This is a genomic window from Pseudomonas sp. (genome assembly GCF_050739935.1).
Lineage (GTDB): Bacteria > Pseudomonadota > Gammaproteobacteria > Pseudomonadales > Pseudomonadaceae > Aquipseudomonas.
The window spans coordinates 91,988-106,646 of record NZ_JBOICF010000040.1 but is presented as its reverse complement, the minus strand read 5'-3'; the positions used below and the strand labels follow the sequence as shown (position 1 = coordinate 106,646).

At 58.7% G+C, this 14,659-nt stretch carries 12 protein-coding genes; 4 read left to right on the top strand and 8 right to left on the bottom strand.

Annotated features, from left to right (window positions below; genetic code table 11):
• Together ACRER8_RS07085 and ACRER8_RS07080 are read left to right on the top strand one after the other, a co-directional pair.
• Positions 1-230 (top strand): hypothetical protein (locus tag ACRER8_RS07085; RefSeq protein WP_431745634.1); only part of this gene is annotated, 230 nt, incomplete at its 5' end.
• 175 nt (positions 231-405) lie between these two features.
• Positions 406-1,743: an MATE family efflux transporter gene (locus tag ACRER8_RS07080; protein WP_431745633.1), complete on the top strand. Its 1,338-nt coding sequence runs from the start codon at positions 406-408 to the stop codon at positions 1,741-1,743.
• 173 nt (positions 1,744-1,916) lie between these two features.
• Here the strand turns inward: ACRER8_RS07080 and ACRER8_RS07075 are convergent, their stop codons facing one another.
• The 6 genes from ACRER8_RS07075 to ACRER8_RS07050 form a co-directional block, all read right to left on the bottom strand.
• Positions 1,917-2,801: an alpha/beta hydrolase gene (locus tag ACRER8_RS07075; protein WP_431745632.1), complete on the bottom strand. Its 885-nt coding sequence runs from the start codon at positions 2,799-2,801 to the stop codon at positions 1,917-1,919.
• Positions 2,802-2,927: 126 nt separating this feature from the next.
• Complete coding sequence (locus tag ACRER8_RS07070) at positions 2,928-4,148, bottom strand: contractile injection system protein, VgrG/Pvc8 family (RefSeq protein ID WP_431745631.1); 1,221 nt, start codon at positions 4,146-4,148, stop codon at positions 2,928-2,930.
• A 301-nt stretch (positions 4,149-4,449) separates the two neighbouring features.
• A complete protein-coding gene (gene speA / locus ACRER8_RS07065) occupies positions 4,450-6,363 on the bottom strand; it encodes an arginine decarboxylase (protein ID WP_431745630.1) in 1,914 nt (637 codons plus the stop codon).
• A 184-nt stretch (positions 6,364-6,547) separates the two neighbouring features.
• Entirely contained in the window at positions 6,548-6,919 is a 372-nt protein-coding gene (locus tag ACRER8_RS07060; protein ID WP_431745629.1) for a translation initiation factor Sui1, read from the bottom strand.
• Positions 6,920-7,107: 188 nt separating this feature from the next.
• The gene (locus ACRER8_RS07055) at positions 7,108-7,653 is read right to left on the bottom strand and encodes an NUDIX hydrolase (RefSeq protein WP_431745628.1); all 546 of its coding nucleotides are present in this window, start codon (positions 7,651-7,653) and stop codon (positions 7,108-7,110) included.
• A 3-nt stretch (positions 7,654-7,656) separates the two neighbouring features.
• Entirely contained in the window at positions 7,657-8,751 is a 1,095-nt protein-coding gene (locus tag ACRER8_RS07050) for a DUF2333 family protein (protein WP_431745627.1), read from the bottom strand.
• 460 nt (positions 8,752-9,211) lie between these two features.
• Here ACRER8_RS07050 and ACRER8_RS07045 point away from each other — a divergent pair, with 460 nt between their 5' ends.
• Entirely contained in the window at positions 9,212-10,870 is a 1,659-nt protein-coding gene (locus ACRER8_RS07045; protein WP_431745626.1) for a diguanylate cyclase, read from the top strand.
• Between the two features lie 148 nt (positions 10,871-11,018).
• On the opposite strand, the gene ACRER8_RS07040 is transcribed toward ACRER8_RS07045, so the two are convergent.
• On the bottom strand, positions 11,019-11,390 hold the full coding sequence (locus ACRER8_RS07040) for a hypothetical protein (protein WP_431745625.1): 372 nt from the start codon (positions 11,388-11,390) through the stop codon (positions 11,019-11,021).
• Positions 11,387-12,358 carry a hypothetical protein gene (locus ACRER8_RS07035; RefSeq protein WP_431745624.1) on the bottom strand — a complete coding sequence of 324 codons (972 nt, stop codon included), beginning with the start codon at positions 12,356-12,358 and terminating at the stop codon, positions 11,387-11,389. The genes ACRER8_RS07040 and ACRER8_RS07035 overlap by 4 nt, the downstream gene beginning before the upstream one ends.
• A gap of 320 nt (positions 12,359-12,678) precedes the next feature.
• Here ACRER8_RS07035 and ACRER8_RS07030 point away from each other — a divergent pair, with 320 nt between their 5' ends.
• The gene (locus ACRER8_RS07030; RefSeq protein WP_431745623.1) at positions 12,679-14,520 is read left to right on the top strand and encodes a protein-disulfide reductase DsbD; all 1,842 of its coding nucleotides are present in this window, start codon (positions 12,679-12,681) and stop codon (positions 14,518-14,520) included.
• Positions 14,521-14,659: the final 139 nt, after the last annotated feature.

Here is a 14,659-nt window from a genome sequence, read left to right as displayed (position 1 = left end):
CGGTGGGTCAGTCGCCGTCTTCGTCGCTGAACCGCCGCATTCGCCAGCAAGCCGGCTCCTACACAGTTGATACTCGTCACAGCCTCTCGATACGGCGCAAAACCCTGCAAGCGACGTCGGAGGTTACGACGGCAGCGAACTCGGTGGGTCGGGCGCCATCTTCGTCGCTGAACCGCCGCATTCGCCAGCAAGCCGGCTCCTACACAGTTGATACTCGTCACAGCCTCTAGGTACGCCGCAAAACCCTGCAGGCGACGTCGGCGGTTACGACGGCAGCGAACTCGGTGGGTCAGTCGCCGTCTTCGTCGCTGAACCACCGCATTCGCCAGCAATGCCGGCTCCTACAGTTTGACTGCGCTGTGGTCGGCATATCGCTACAATGCCGCCCCTTGCCCAGGAGTCTACATGTCCAACTTCTTCACTGACTGGCGCCAGCGCGTCACTCATCGACAGGTGTGGGCGCTGGCAGCGCCGATGATTCTGTCGAATATCTCAGTGCCGCTGGTTTCGCTGGTAGACAGTTCGGTGATAGGCCATCTACCTCATGCCCATCAACTCGGTGCGGTGGCAGTGGGCGGCACGCTGTACAGTTTTCTGGCCTGGGCGATGAGCTTTCTGCGCATGGGCACCACTGGTTTCGCAGCTCAGGCGGCGGGGCGTAACGATGGTGCAGCGCTGCGTCAGGTGCTGTTGCAGGGGCTGTTGCTGGCATTGGGTTTTGCGATGTTGCTCGGGCTGATCGGTTTGCCGTTCCAGCATCTGGCCCTGCAAATGATGCAGCCCTCCCCCGACCTCAATGACCTGACCCGTGACTTTTTCCACACCCGTCTGCTTGGCCTGCCCGCGGCGTTGGCGAGCTACGCGCTGGTGGGATGGTTTCTGGGCCTGCAGAACGCACGAGCGCCGCTGGCCATTCTGCTGACAACCAACCTGATCAACGTAGCGCTCAATCTGTGGTTCGTGCTCGGGCTTGATTGGGGCGTAGTCGGCAGCGCTCGCGCGTCAGTCATCGCCGAATGGACCGGTGCTCTGCTGGGCCTGTTCCTGACCCGCAAAGGCCTGCTCGATTATCCTGGGCAACTGGCGCTGGTCGCCCTCAAACGCTGGCACAGCTGGAGGCCGCTGCTGGCGGTCAACCGCGATATCTTCATTCGCAGTCTAGTACTGCAATCAGTGTTCTTTCTGATCACGGTGCAAGGTGCGCGGCTGGGCGATGCCACCGTGGCGGCCAACGCGCTGCTGCTCAACGGCCTGCTGCTGACCGCCAACGCACTGGACGGATTGGCGCACGCAGTAGAAGCGCTGTGTGGACACGCAATTGGTGCGCGAGATCGTGAGGCGCTGCGTCGCTCGTTGAATGTCGCCACAGGTTGGTCGTTGATCTGCAGCGTGGCGTTTGCGGTTTTCTTCCTGCTTGCCGGGCATTTGTTCGTCGAGCTGCAGACCGACATTGCCGAAGTTCGCGACATCGCCTTCGTCTACCTGCCTTACCTGGCCGTGCTGCCCTTGGTGGCAGTCTGGAGTTATTTACTGGACGGCCTGTTCATCGGCGCCACCCGCGCTCGCGAAATGCGCAATGCGATGGTGGTGACTGCGCTCATCACCGCGCCTCTTGCCTGGTTGGCCAACGGGTTTGGCAACCATGGGCTGTGGGTGGCGTTTCTGCTGTTCATGGCGTTGCGGGCGCTGACACTGGGGTATATCGCCAGGCGGTTGAATCGCGGTGGTGGGTGGTTTCAATAGTGGTGAGAGGTGCCGCAATTCGGAGCATGCGCCCACAGTTTTTTGCCAAATCATCAAAGCTGCAACACCCGAGATCCATTGTAGGAGCCGGCTTGCTGGCGAACAGGGGGGCAGTCGCAGATGAGGCGCCTGACACCCTGTTCGCCAGCAAGCCGGCTCCTACAGGTTTCACATCAATCCTTTGCAGTCAACCGCGCCTGATCCTGCGCATGAATGAAATCCACCACCTCATCCAGCACCGGCGCCAGCCCGCGCATTGGGCGGGAGAATGCCGCTACCAGTGTTGCGTGCCCTGGCTTTGAGAAATACAACTCGCGCACCGGCACACCCAACGCTCTGAGGCGCCTGGCCATCCCACCGGTATTACGTTCGGGATTGACCACCGTGTCGTCTCTGGCAGCGATCAACAATGCAGGCGGCGATGCCGCGTCGACATGGTTGATGGGTTGAGAATCAGGTGGTGAATCCGGGAAGAAGAACACCGGCTTCACTTCCGGGTTTTCGATCGGCAGAAAGTCATAAGGCCCGGCCAGACCAATCCAGCCGCTGAGCATCGAAGGTTTCATGCTCACCGCCGCAAGCCATTTGGGGTCAAGCGCCAGCATCGCCGCGTTGCAGCCACCGGCGCTGTGCCCCATCACATAAAGCCGACTCGGATCGCCACCGTATTGACCGATATGATCGCGGGTCCAGCTCACTGCTTGTGCGCTGTCTTCGAGAAAGCCCTGGTAATGCACCTGTGGATAAAGCCGGTAGTCCGCCAGTACCGCAACAATGCCACGGGACGCCAGCGCCTCGCCGACGAAACTGTAATCACTGCGCGAGCCGCTGTTCCAGCTGCCACCATAAAAGAACACCACCACCGGGGCATCCGCTGGCGCATCGATCGGGGTGTAGACGTCCAGGCGGTTGCGCGGATCGCTGCCGTAGCTCAAGTCCGCGTTCTTGTTGAATGTGCCGCCCGGCGTGAAGGCATTAAGCACCTTCAGCGGCGAGCAGCCCATCAACAGCCCCAGCAGTCCACCTGCGACAAGTATTCGAAGTGCAATCCTGATCATGATCGCTCGCTTGGGTATGTGAGAAAACGGTCGGTAAGCATGTGTCTGTGGCTGTACGGCTCGGCGGCGGTAATGACCTCAACAGCGCATTCACCGGCGAGCCGTACAGTGCAAATCCACCTGGTTTTACGACTGTGGACCACCACCCGAATTCAGGACGTTTCTCTCAGCGCCATCACTTTCGGCCTCGGCGATGGAGGAAAGCATGATCCTCAAGCCGCTGAGAGAAATGCTTTTCGAGTCGATGGTCACCAGACTGGCCCCGACGCGGAAATGCATTTCATTGTGCTCGGCCATGCGAACAATCATTTGATCGTCGATCGAGAACTGCTGCGACTCGTCCAGGAACAGCTTCTTGTCGATTCGCGTAGTGAGCACCCGACGAGAAAGACAAGCAGGATCAGGCAGTGCGCGGGGGTTGATGTCCGGATCCCACAATCGATCACTGATGTAGGGCGAGCTGGGGTTGCCGTCACGGAAGTTCACCACCACCTCCATTCCCCCCCACCATGACTGTTCACGTTGGCTCAGGGCAGGATCGATGGGGATCCAGCAGTCATTGAAGCGCGCGCCGTCACCCTGATTGCTCCATTCGAAACGCACTTTGATCCGGCCTCTGTCGTCCAGCCTGGCAGGCTCGAACAGACCGCCGACCACACAGGCCCGCTGCATGCACATCCTGGGCGCCAGGGGTGGTATCGACGCTTTCAGTCTGGACACGGGCTCTGACACCGCTTCCTCGGCTTGCTCGATGTCCACGTCGTTTGGCAATTCGTCGGTGAAAACCACAACGTGCCGGGTGCGCGTGTGCAGGAAGTAATAGTGCATGTCCTCCTCCTTGCACAAACGCTGCACCAGTTGTAGATCGCTCTCGCAATACTGGGCGCAGTAGTCGCGCTCGATACAAGGCTGCTTGCGGTGCCAGAAGAAGGCGCCATCGTCGATGCCGTGTTCGCCAAGCACCTGAGTGATGATCTGTTCGGCACACATCCCCTGAAAGATTCGTTGGTTGTGTCGGTACGCCATCAGACCGAGCCGCGGTCCGAGGGTGATCAGATAGCGCATCGGCGTGCTCTGCGACAGGTTGCTCGTGGCAGGCTCGGTGGTACTGCGCACGATGCTCTGGATATGGCCGTGGATACCTGAATTCGAACCCTTCACGTGCAGATAACCGGCGCTGAATAGCAACTCGTGAGCATCCAGCGACCCGGCTGGACTCAGGATCTCGAGCTGGAAGGTGTACGGGCGATCAGCCGCTTCGCGCCCCTCACAGGTCAACACCTCGAATGATCGTTTGGGGCGGCTGATGTCCAGACGCAGGTGCAGGGCGTTGTCGAACGGGTGCATGGCGCGGAGTTCCTCGGCAGGGCAGTTTCAGGCGGGCCGGGGATTCTGTAACAGAAGATGCGCGAAGTAGAGGGGGTAAATGCAGAACAGGAATTGACCTACACAAAGGGCTGGAAGCCTTCGGTAAATCTGTAGGAGAGCGGCGAGAGCATCCGATAAGACAAATGTCCTCGGCCTTGCAGGAGCCGGCTTGCTGGCGAAGGCGGTGGTTCAGGCAATTTGATGCTGATTGACCCAACACGTTCGCCAGCAAGCCAGCTTCTACAGGTTTTGTGTCATGCCGGACGGGCCGGCACTTGAATCAAGACGACAGATAAGACGACCGCGTCAGCCCCAGACGCAGCGCATCCAAATACTGGGTACGTTCACGCGGGCTGATTCGGGCGCTGGCGACCTTATCCCGATAGTGCGTCATCAGTTCTTCCGGCGACAGGTGCACGTAACGCAGCATGTCCTCGATGGTGTCGTGGGTTTCAATTCCCGCCGAATATGCGCTGCCGTCCTGGTTCTGGTAGATGTTCACCGAGTCGGTATCGCCGAACAGGTTGTGCATGTCGCCCAGGATTTCCTGATACGCGCCGACCAGGAACACACCCAGCAGATAATCCTCGCCTTCGTTCAGGGCGTGGACCGGCAGGCTGGTTTCGATGCTCTGTTCGTCGACGTATTGGTTGATCTTGCCGTCGGAATCACAGGTCAGGTCTTGCAGCACGGCGCGGCGCAGCGGCTCTTCATCCAGACGATGCAGCGGGATGATCGGCAGCACCTGATCGATCGCCCAGGTGTCCGGCAGGCTTTGGAACACCGAGAAGTTGCAGATGTACTTGTCGGCGAGCTTGTCGTTGAGCTCGTCCAGCACCTGGCGGTGAGAACGCTGACGCGCTTTCAGAGAGTTGTGCAGGCGACGGCAGACCGCGAAGTAGCACTGCTCGCCCAGGGCTTTCTGCGCGAGGGTGATCTTGCCATCCGAATATTGAGCAGCGATGTCACTCATGTAGTGAGTGGCACGCCAGTAGGTCTCGGTGACCATCTCGATGTCGGTCGGACCAAGCAGGTCGACCATCCATTGCAGCGTTTCCGGCAGGCTTTCCTTGTCTTCGATGACCGGCACTTCGTCGTTGTGGCGCTCGACATCGGTGACCTGAATCACCAGCATCGCGTGGTGCGCGGTCAGCGAACGGCCGCTTTCCGAGAAGATGTGCGGATGCGGCAGACCTTGCGCGTCACAGAATTCCTTGAGCATGCCAACCACGACACCGGCGTAATCGTCCATGTCGTAGTTGATGGAGCTGGCGTTACGAGAATGAGTACCGTCGTAGTCGACGCCCAGACCGCCACCCACGTCGATGTGATCCACCGGCAGGCCCAGATTGCGCAATTCGCCATAGTAACGAATCGCTTCCTTGAAACCGTGCTGATAGTCCGCCAGGTTGGCGATCTGCGAGCCCATATGGAAGTGCAGCAGACGAATGCCCTGATCCAGACCGGCTTTGGTAAAGCGCTCGACCACCGATAGCAACTGCGCGGCAGATAGACCGAATTTGGACTTCTCGCCACCGGTATCGGCCCACTTGCTCGATGCCAGCGACGACAGACGCACACGCAGGCCGACCTGTGGCGCGACCTTCAGCTCAGCGGCCTCTTCGATCACCAACGCGACTTCGGATTCTTTCTCGATAACGATGAAAACGTTGTGGCCCAGCTTCTGGCCCATCAAGGCCAAGCGAATGAATTCGCGATCCTTGTAACCGTTGCAGACGATAGTGCCGCCTTTCGGAGCCAATGCCAGCACGGCCATCAGCTCGGGCTTGGAGCCGGCTTCCAGGCCGATGGACACGTTCTGCGTGGCGATGATGTTCTCAACCACCGCTTCCTGCTGGTTGACCTTGATCGGGTACAGCGCGGTGTATTTGCTCTGGTATTCCAGACGCGCGATGTTTTCGTCGAACGCACCGGTCAACTGACGCACGCGGTCCTGCAGGATGTCCGGGAAACGCACCAGCAAAGGCAGGGACAAGCCGCTCTTGCGTAGCTGATCTACCTGCTCGTAGAGGTCGATGGGCGAGCTGCCTGGCCCGTTGGGGCGAACTTCAACGCGGCCGGCTTCGTTGATTGCAAAATAACCAGCCCCCCAATGACGAATCCCATAGACACTGCGGCTGTCCGCCACGGTCCATTGGCTGCCATCGTCTTTGCGTGTGCGTCGTACGGACATCGAAGTCCCCTATATATAGAAGTCATAAAGCCCCGGCCTGACCGGCTGGGCGCAGTGTATAGAGTGGAAATGACGGTTTGGCGCCAGCTCGCATGGCTCAGTAGACCCATGACGCGAACCAGAGTTTGTTTTGAAAACAGGCACCCGACCGACTACGAAACCAGAGAAGGTATGAAAGGACGGCTCAACCGCCCGATTTTTTCGTCTTGAAGCCCTGTTTGGCCAGTTCCGCCAGCAGCGTCTCGACGTGATCGCCTTGAATCTCGATCACGCCGTCCTTGAGCGCACCACCGGTTCCGCAACGACGTTTGAGCGTAGTCGTCAGTTCTTTGAGTGCATCTTCAGGCAAAGGCACGCCGGTAATGGTAGTCACTGTCTTGCCGCCGCGGCCCTTGCTTTCGCGTCGCACACGGGCAATGCCATCACCTTCGGGGATAACGGATTTCTTGCAGACACAGGCATCGACGGGCTGACGACATTCAGGACAATGCCGTCCCGTATCGGTCGAAAATACCAGGCCACCGAGGGCAGCGAAGGATGCGGCTTTTTTGGCCACCGGCAATCCTCTTCTTGAGGACCAAAGTCTGGTCGGGCAGAACGGTTGGAAACCACTCGGCAGAACCGACCGCGAAGCCCCACTCAGGCAGGGGCAGCGCAACCGGACCCTAATGATGGTCCGGCCTTGAAAAGGCCGCGCAGTGTAACGGCAAAAAGCGCAGATGCTAAGTGCAAATATGCGCCAATTTACGGAACATTTGCGACGTCGCCCAAATAGCGCTTCAACGCCGCCAGAGAGTCCGGGCAATAAGGCTTTTCGGCGGTTTCGCGCAGCACCTGTTCGATGCCGATAAAACGCGCTTCAAGCACCTCTTCAGGCTGCAGTTTCAGCGGCCCGTCCCAGACTGCGGAAAACACTGCACACCAGAGTCGATTACCGGGCTGATCGAAGAAAAACTGCTCATGAGCGGTCAGTTCGACACCCGAAACGCCCAGCTCTTCTTCCAGCTCGCGCGCGGCGGATTCGACGTAGCTCTCATCGGCCTGGACCATGCCGCCAGCAGCGACGTCCCAGAAGCCGGGATAGATCGCCTTGCTCAGGGTTCGGCGATGCACACACAACTCGCCCGCGGAATTGAACAACAATATATAGGTGCCGCGACCAATCAAACCGCGCTCGCGCAATTCACCGCGGGGCAGCGAACCGAGCAATTGATCCTGACGGTCGACCCAGGCAATGAGTTCGGCATCCGAAGCCGCGCGGTGCGCGACTTCACTTTCAGAGACCGACACCGATCAACCCTGAGACAGCAACTGGCGCAGATCGATAACCGCTGCGTTGGCGCGCGACAGGTAGTTCGCCATAACCAGGGAATGATTGGCGAACACACCGAACGGGCTGCCGTTGAGAATCACCGGGCTCCACATCGGCTCCTGGGAAGCTTCAAGCTCGCGAATGATCTGGCGCACACTCACCGTGGCATTCTTCTTGGCCAGCACATCGGCGAAGTCGACCTCGATGGCACGCAGCAGATGGGACAGCGCCCACGCCTGACCACGCGCTTCGTAGAACACATTGTCGATCTGCATCCATGGAGTTTCGACGATTTCTTCATCGACCTGCGGCACTTCACCAGGCTTGACGGTCACCGTGGACTGCGCTTCGGTTTTCAGTGTGCTGTTGAGCTTGACCCGGCCGACGCTGGCCGACAGGCGCTGGGACAGCGAGCCCAGACGCGTGCCGACATCACCCAGCCAATTGTTCAGGTTGTCGGCGCGGGTGTAGAACAGCGCGCCTTTCTGATTAGGATCGGACAGGCGCGCCTGATAACGGCTCAGCGCAGCGATACCTTCGCGGTATTGGGATTCGCTGGAAGGGAGCACCCAGCTCCGATTATCGAAGTTGAACAGCGGCTCGGCACGGGCCAGATCGCCGTCTTCGGCCGATTGCGATTGTGAACGGGCGAAATCCTTGCGCAAGGCGCGGCTCAGATCACGCACCTGAACCAGCACTCCGTATTCCCAGCTCGGTGTGTTATCCAGCCACAGGCCAGGGGGGAAGCGGTCGTTGGAAATATAACCGCCGGGCTTATCAAGCAAGGTCGAGGCCACGGTCTTGAGGGTTTCGACGGTGGTATAGCCGATCACCATCTGCTTGCCTTCGCGCTCGGCGGCGGCCTGAGCCTGTTGTTGGACCGGAAACAAAGCGGGTTCACTGCTCCACCAGATGCCAAGCACCACGGTGACCACCAGATAGATACCGACCACCGCGCCTACTGCACGGCTAAAGAACAGGCCGCTCCAATACCCGCGTGGCGCCTTGCCTACCGGTCTCTGATCAACACGCTCACCCCCGCCCGCGGTATCCGAGCGCTTCTTCCAATCCAGCATGGCCTTGTCCTTTTCAATCACGGAATTCAGTGCTTCTGACCGCAACCTTACAACAAGGTGCGTTTGGCAGGAACGCGAAGGATGGCTCAAATGCGTAATCGGCGGGTCCGCGCGCGTCATCGCTGATGCGACAGGAGATCGGCACTCAAGGGAACGAATTCATTCCTGAACCCTCTTTTCAGACGCGACATTTGTGGCTGCCCAGAAAAACAATCGCGAATGAACGGGCTATCAGGGAAAACGACAGCCCATCTAGGGTAATCCCTGAGCACCCCGGATCGAACGCACAATTATTTTCACCGCAAGACTTGGCACGCATTCGGCTAGATAAGGCAGAAACTTGACGCAAAGTACCTGGAAAAATGACAACAAAATGACTTGCGACACACTTGCGCGCGAAAAGTAGTGCTAGCATAGCGCCAGCATTTTTATCAGGGTTTCCCCTAGAAGTAGTCAGGACATGACCGAAGCAGAAGATCCGAGCCGAGACCGCCTCAAGCACCATTTCGCCCAACGCGTCATCCATCAGGCACGTCAGATCCTGGAGGTATGGCAGCGCCTGCAACAAAGCGAATGGTCGGCCGCGGACCTGGAAGAACTCAGCGAATCCAACCAGCGTCTGCTGCGTTTCGCCGAGCGTTTCGAACAGGCCGAGCACGCTCAGTTGGCTCGTGGCATCAGTCAGTCCCTGATGGAAGTGGAGGCCAATCGCGGCCGTCTGAGCAGTTCGCTGATCACCGATCTGAACCGCTTGATGCAACGCCTTTCGCGCACCGGTTTGCGTCATGGCGATCGGTTGGAGCACACCTCCTTGCCACCCCTGCGCAAACCCATTTACGTGATGTTGCAAGATCACGACCGTGGGGAGCGACTGGCCAAGCAGCTGGAGTTCTTCGGCCTGAGCGCGCAATCACTGGAAAGTACCCAGGCTTTTCACGCCACGCTGGCCGAGCGTCTGCCCGCTGCTGTGGTCATGGATGTGGACTTTGGCGGCACTGGCGAAGGCCTGAAGCTCGCCGCCAAGATGCAGGAAGGCCTTGAGCAGAAACTGCCCCTGCTGTTTTTCAGCCATCACGAAACCGACACGCCGACGCGGCTGGCGGCGGTGCGTGCCGGTGGCGAGGAATTTTTAACCGGAACACTGGAAGCGTCGAGCCTGCTGGAGAAGGTCGAGATCCTGACCCGGGTCGCTCAGTACGAGCCTTATAAAGTGCTGATCATCGACGACTCACGCGCCCAGGCCACGCACACCGAGCGGCTGCTCAATAACGCGGGCATCGTGACGCGCACGCTGTTCGATCCGATCAAGACCATGTCCGAACTGGCTGACTTTCAGCCGGACCTGATCATTCTCGACATGTACATGCCCGGCTGTACCGGTACTGAGCTTGCGAAGGTGATCCGCCACAACGACCGTTACGTCAGCGTGCCGATCATTTATCTGTCGGCCGAAGACGATCTGGATAAACAGCTCGATGCCATGAGCGAGGGCGGCGACGACTTCCTCACCAAGCCGATCAAGCCGCGCCATCTGATCACCACTGTGCGCAACCGCGCCGCTCGTGCACGTAATCTCAAGGCACGAATGGTGCGCGACAGCCTGACGGGCTTGTACAACCACACGCACATCCTGCAGTTGCTGGAGGATTGCAGCTTCCGCGCGCGCCGGGAAAACAAGCCGTTGAGCTTCGTGATGCTGGACATCGACCACTTCAAGAAGGTCAACGACGGCCACGGCCACCCCATGGGCGACCGGGTGATCAAGAGCCTGGCGTTGTTCCTCAAGCAGCGTCTGCGCAAGACCGACTACATCGGGCGCTACGGGGGCGAGGAATTCGCGGTGGTCATGCCCGATACCGACCTTAAATCCGCCTATAGCGTGCTCGACGAAATTCGCCGCCGGTTCGCGGAAATTCATTACCCCGCGCAACCTGTGGACCTGTTCTGCACCTTTAGCGCTGGCGTGGTCGAGCTGGACGAAGGTGACGATGCGTTGATGATGGCCTCGCAAGCCGACGAGGCCCTGTACCTGGCGAAAAAGGCCGGACGCAATCAGGTCCACACTCTGCGCGAAGACATCATGTTGGCGAAGCGGCATACGCCGGTGGACGTGGTTTAGTCCGAATCGAAACAGACTGACTTCACCCTGTAGCAGCGCGGCTTACCGTCGGTAGCGACCTTGAGATCGCCGCCGCCGGCAAGCCGGACTGCTATAAATTCGGAAGGTATCGTCTCGATGCGACTTCTTGAACCACGCATCAGCGCTTTCAAAGATCAGGCCCGAAGGCTATCAAAATCCACATCGCTGCCACCGAGCCTGCGATACAAAGTAATGGCAGCACAGCCAGTATCTTCAATCCCTTGGGAAACTCCGCCAGATCAGCGGGTTCAAGCAGTCCGCGATTCACGTAAAGCCGTGGATGGATCAAACACCCGGTAATCATCCCTAGACGAATCTGTCGACCCAATAATCCTGTACCCAAGACGCGGCGATTTACGTCGTCAATGATTCTACTTCTGCCTAGGTAGCTCTCCATTTTTTCGAGCTTGCCGAACATGGCATAGGCCATAAAAACACCGGCGACTACAAACACCGCAGCAAAGGCCAGATACACCACATCAATCACTTCCAGCTTCATTGTTCGAACCACGAAAAAAGATGTTTTCCCGTTACTGCACCGATCGGGCTGCCTGCTTCTGCGCCCCCGATAGCACCAGCGACGCCAAACACGACTGCACAACCAATCGTTACCGTCCCTCCAGAAGGAAGACCGAGGGCTGCGCAAATACTCCCTGAAACCGAAGCGCCAATGCCGCCGCCCGCCCAGGAGCCTATGATGCCGCCAGCAGCCCTCCCGCTTTCCACATACTTGGCCTCGGTACAAACATCCTCCCTGCCCACCGAGCATGCCTCCTGAATTTCCAAAGCACCCACGCCGACATCCAAAGCAACCCCCACGTACGTCCCTCTACTCAGCACCTTGGCCGTCGTGGAAATCCGCCTGACATTGTGCGCATACCCTCTAAGCTCCCCCGTATGCAGGTAGCTTTTGGTGGAAATGCCGAGGATGTTCTTGATCTTGCCCCGGTTGTCGAACCCGGAACCCAAGCGGCCAATGTTCTGCAAACGGGTTTCGATCCTGGAAAACAGGACTTTCCTCTGGGCAAAGAACTGGTCGTTGGTGAGAGCATTTGATCGCCAGCGCTTCATCAACGCCTCGACCTCTTTGAGCAGACTTTCCAGCTCACGCAGATGCGCACTCCATGCGCCCGTGGTGCTACCTATTTCAATCGAGCCATAGCTCATGATGCTTTGCAGCACATCATAGTTCTGGACCATGACCCGACTGCTTCTGGGGTCCAGCCCCACCATCGACATCCGGACATTGCGAGCCAACGCCATTAACTCATTCTCTTCCGGTGTGCACAGATGGGCGGGGCCATCAGTCATGATCACTACCTGGCCGGGCAGAATCAGATGAGGATAGAGATGGGCGTTGAGTTGATCGAATTTGGCGCGGGCACTAGCGGGAACCTTCAGTGTGTAATCGCGGAACTGGCAATAGTCTCGAACTTCGTCATTGATGAACGCATAAGGCCCGGACAATAGCTTCCTTCCTCAGGTGTAGGCTCAAGGGAGGAACATTGATTTGGAATGGCGGCGTTGTCAGTAAACAACGCGTTGAATCTGGCCCGACTACGATTTATTCAGAAAGGACCTACAACCTCCACGACCACCTTCGTAACGGTCCGGCTCGCTGGCTGCAGCGATTCTTGATGCCTCAACCCTGTAGCAGCACGGCTTGCCGGCGGTAGCGCTTTCAAGGACGCCACCGCCGGCAAGCCGTGCCACTACGGACCAACGCTCACCTGCATCCCCACAAACCCTGCGCTATCATGCGCGGACTTTTGTGATGCGAGACCGCCATGCGCCGCCTGCTTTGTCTGATATTGCTGACCCTTGCCCTGCCCGCTTTCAGCGCAAGCCTGTTGGACAGTCGGCCGAGCGCAGGATTGGGTGGTTCTGGTCTCGGCAGCTCTGGACTGGGTGGCGCAGCACTCGACAACAGCAAAGACTTCCTGCCGGTTCGCCAGGCTTTTCAACTGAACCTGATCGACACGCCCGCCGACTCGATCAAACTGGAGTTCGTTGCTGCCGAAGGCTATTACCTCTATCGCCACCGCTTCCAGTTCCGCACTGAACCCGCCGATATCGGCTTGGGGGCGGCGCAGTTGCCAGATGGCGAGAAGAAGCACGATGAGTATTTCGGCGATGTCGAGGTCTATCACGGCATTCTTGACATCAATCTGCCGCGCAACACCAATGACAACCGCCCTTTCACTCTGGTGGTGACCTACCAGGGCTGCGCCGACAAAGGCCTGTGCTATCCGCCTGAAACCCAACGACTGAGCATCGAAGGCACCGGGTCGCAAATGTCTCAAGTTACGAGCACCGCCCCCGCCCCCGCCCCCGCTAATTCGGAAAGCAAAACACCTTTCAGTTGGAAACAACTGGCGCTGTTTTTCCTCGCAGGCATCGGCCTGACATTCACCCCCTGCGTTCTGCCCATGCTGCCGATTCTTTCCGGCGTGGTGTTACGCGGGCAAATTGGCGGGTTGCGCGGCTTCTCGCTGTCTCTGGCCTACGTACTGCCGATGGCGATTTGCTTTGCAGTTCTAGGCGCACTGATGGGCATGTTCGGCGCCAGCCTCAATCTGCAGGCACGCCTGCAATCGGCGTGGGTGCTGGTACCGTTTTCGCTGTTCTTCGTGGTGTTCGCCATCGCCATGTTCGGGGTGTTCGAACTGCGCCTGCCACGTGCGCTGAATGATCGTCTCGATCGCATCGCAGGCAACACCCAAGGCGGATCGCTGTGGGGCGCCGCGGTGCTGGGGGTGGTATCGAGCCTGTTGGTTTCCCCGTGCGTATCCGCCCCGCTTGCCGGTGCGCTGCTATATATAAGTGCCAGCGGCGACACCCTGGGCGGCGCGCTGAAGCTATTCGCGCTGGGGCTGGGCATGGGCGCGCCACTGCTACTGGTCGCCACGGGCGGCGCGGCCTGGCTGCCAAAAAGCGGCCCCTGGCTGGTCACCGTTAAAAACGCTATCGGCGTGTTGCTACTCGCGCTGGCGATCGGTCTGCTCAGCCGGGTGATTCCCGGCCAGGCCACGCTGCTGCTGATCGGGCTGTTGTGGGCCGGGGTCGCGCTATTCCTCGGCGCATTGGAATTCAGCGTCAAGACTACTCGCGGCCGTCTCGTCCAACTGCTCGGCCTGTTTCTTCTGGTCTACGCTCTGTCCTGCTGGTACGGCGCATTTAGTGGCCAGACCGATCCGCTTCGTCCCCTGGGGCGAACCCAAACCGCGCAGATCGCCAGCGAATCCAGCGATAAATCAGCGCAGCAATGGCAGACCGTGACACAGGTCGCCGAGCTGAATCAGATCCTCGCAGACTCGAAAATCAGCAAAAAACCGGTGCTGGTGGATTGGTACGCGGACTGGTGCATCAGCTGCAAGGTGATCGAGCATGAAGTGCTGCCCGATCCGAAAATTGTCAGTCAACTCAAAGGTTTTCGTCTGATTCGCTTCGACATGACCGACAGCAGTGGCGAACAGCGCGCCCTGCTGGATCATTACAAACTGTTCGGCCCACCCGCCTTGCTGTTTTTCGGAAAAGACGGGAACGAGCTGACAAATGTGCGCGTCGTCGGCGAACTCGACGTGGAAGCGCTCTCTGAGCGGCTTTCTAGAGCAAATGACCAAATTTAGCCTGCTAGTCACAAACTTTGCGCGAACATCGGTCATCGTGCCGAATATTGTCGGTAACTGGACAGTCTATTGCGCTTTCCGGCATAGTCGCTGCGCATTAGCCGCTCGCACCTGCGTATGAGCGTCGACAGGGCACAAA

What these genes read in the sequence shown, in the direction of transcription:
- ACRER8_RS07050 (WP_431745627.1), bottom strand. Translation starts at nt 8,751, where the DNA reads ATGCTGGATTGGAAGAAGCGCTCGGATACCGCGGGCGGGGGTGAGCGT.
- ACRER8_RS07045 (WP_431745626.1), top strand. Translation starts at nt 9,212, where the DNA reads ATGACCGAAGCAGAAGATCCGAGCCGAGACCGCCTCAAGCACCATTTC.
- ACRER8_RS07075 (WP_431745632.1), bottom strand. Translation starts at nt 2,801, where the DNA reads ATGATCAGGATTGCACTTCGAATACTTGTCGCAGGTGGACTGCTGGGG.
- ACRER8_RS07080 (WP_431745633.1), top strand. Translation starts at nt 406, where the DNA reads ATGTCCAACTTCTTCACTGACTGGCGCCAGCGCGTCACTCATCGACAG.
- speA (WP_431745630.1), bottom strand. Translation starts at nt 6,363, where the DNA reads ATGTCCGTACGACGCACACGCAAAGACGATGGCAGCCAATGGACCGTG.
- ACRER8_RS07040 (WP_431745625.1), bottom strand. Translation starts at nt 11,390, where the DNA reads ATGAAGCTGGAAGTGATTGATGTGGTGTATCTGGCCTTTGCTGCGGTG.
- ACRER8_RS07030 (WP_431745623.1), top strand. Translation starts at nt 12,679, where the DNA reads ATGCGCCGCCTGCTTTGTCTGATATTGCTGACCCTTGCCCTGCCCGCT.
- ACRER8_RS07070 (WP_431745631.1), bottom strand. Translation starts at nt 4,148, where the DNA reads ATGCACCCGTTCGACAACGCCCTGCACCTGCGTCTGGACATCAGCCGC.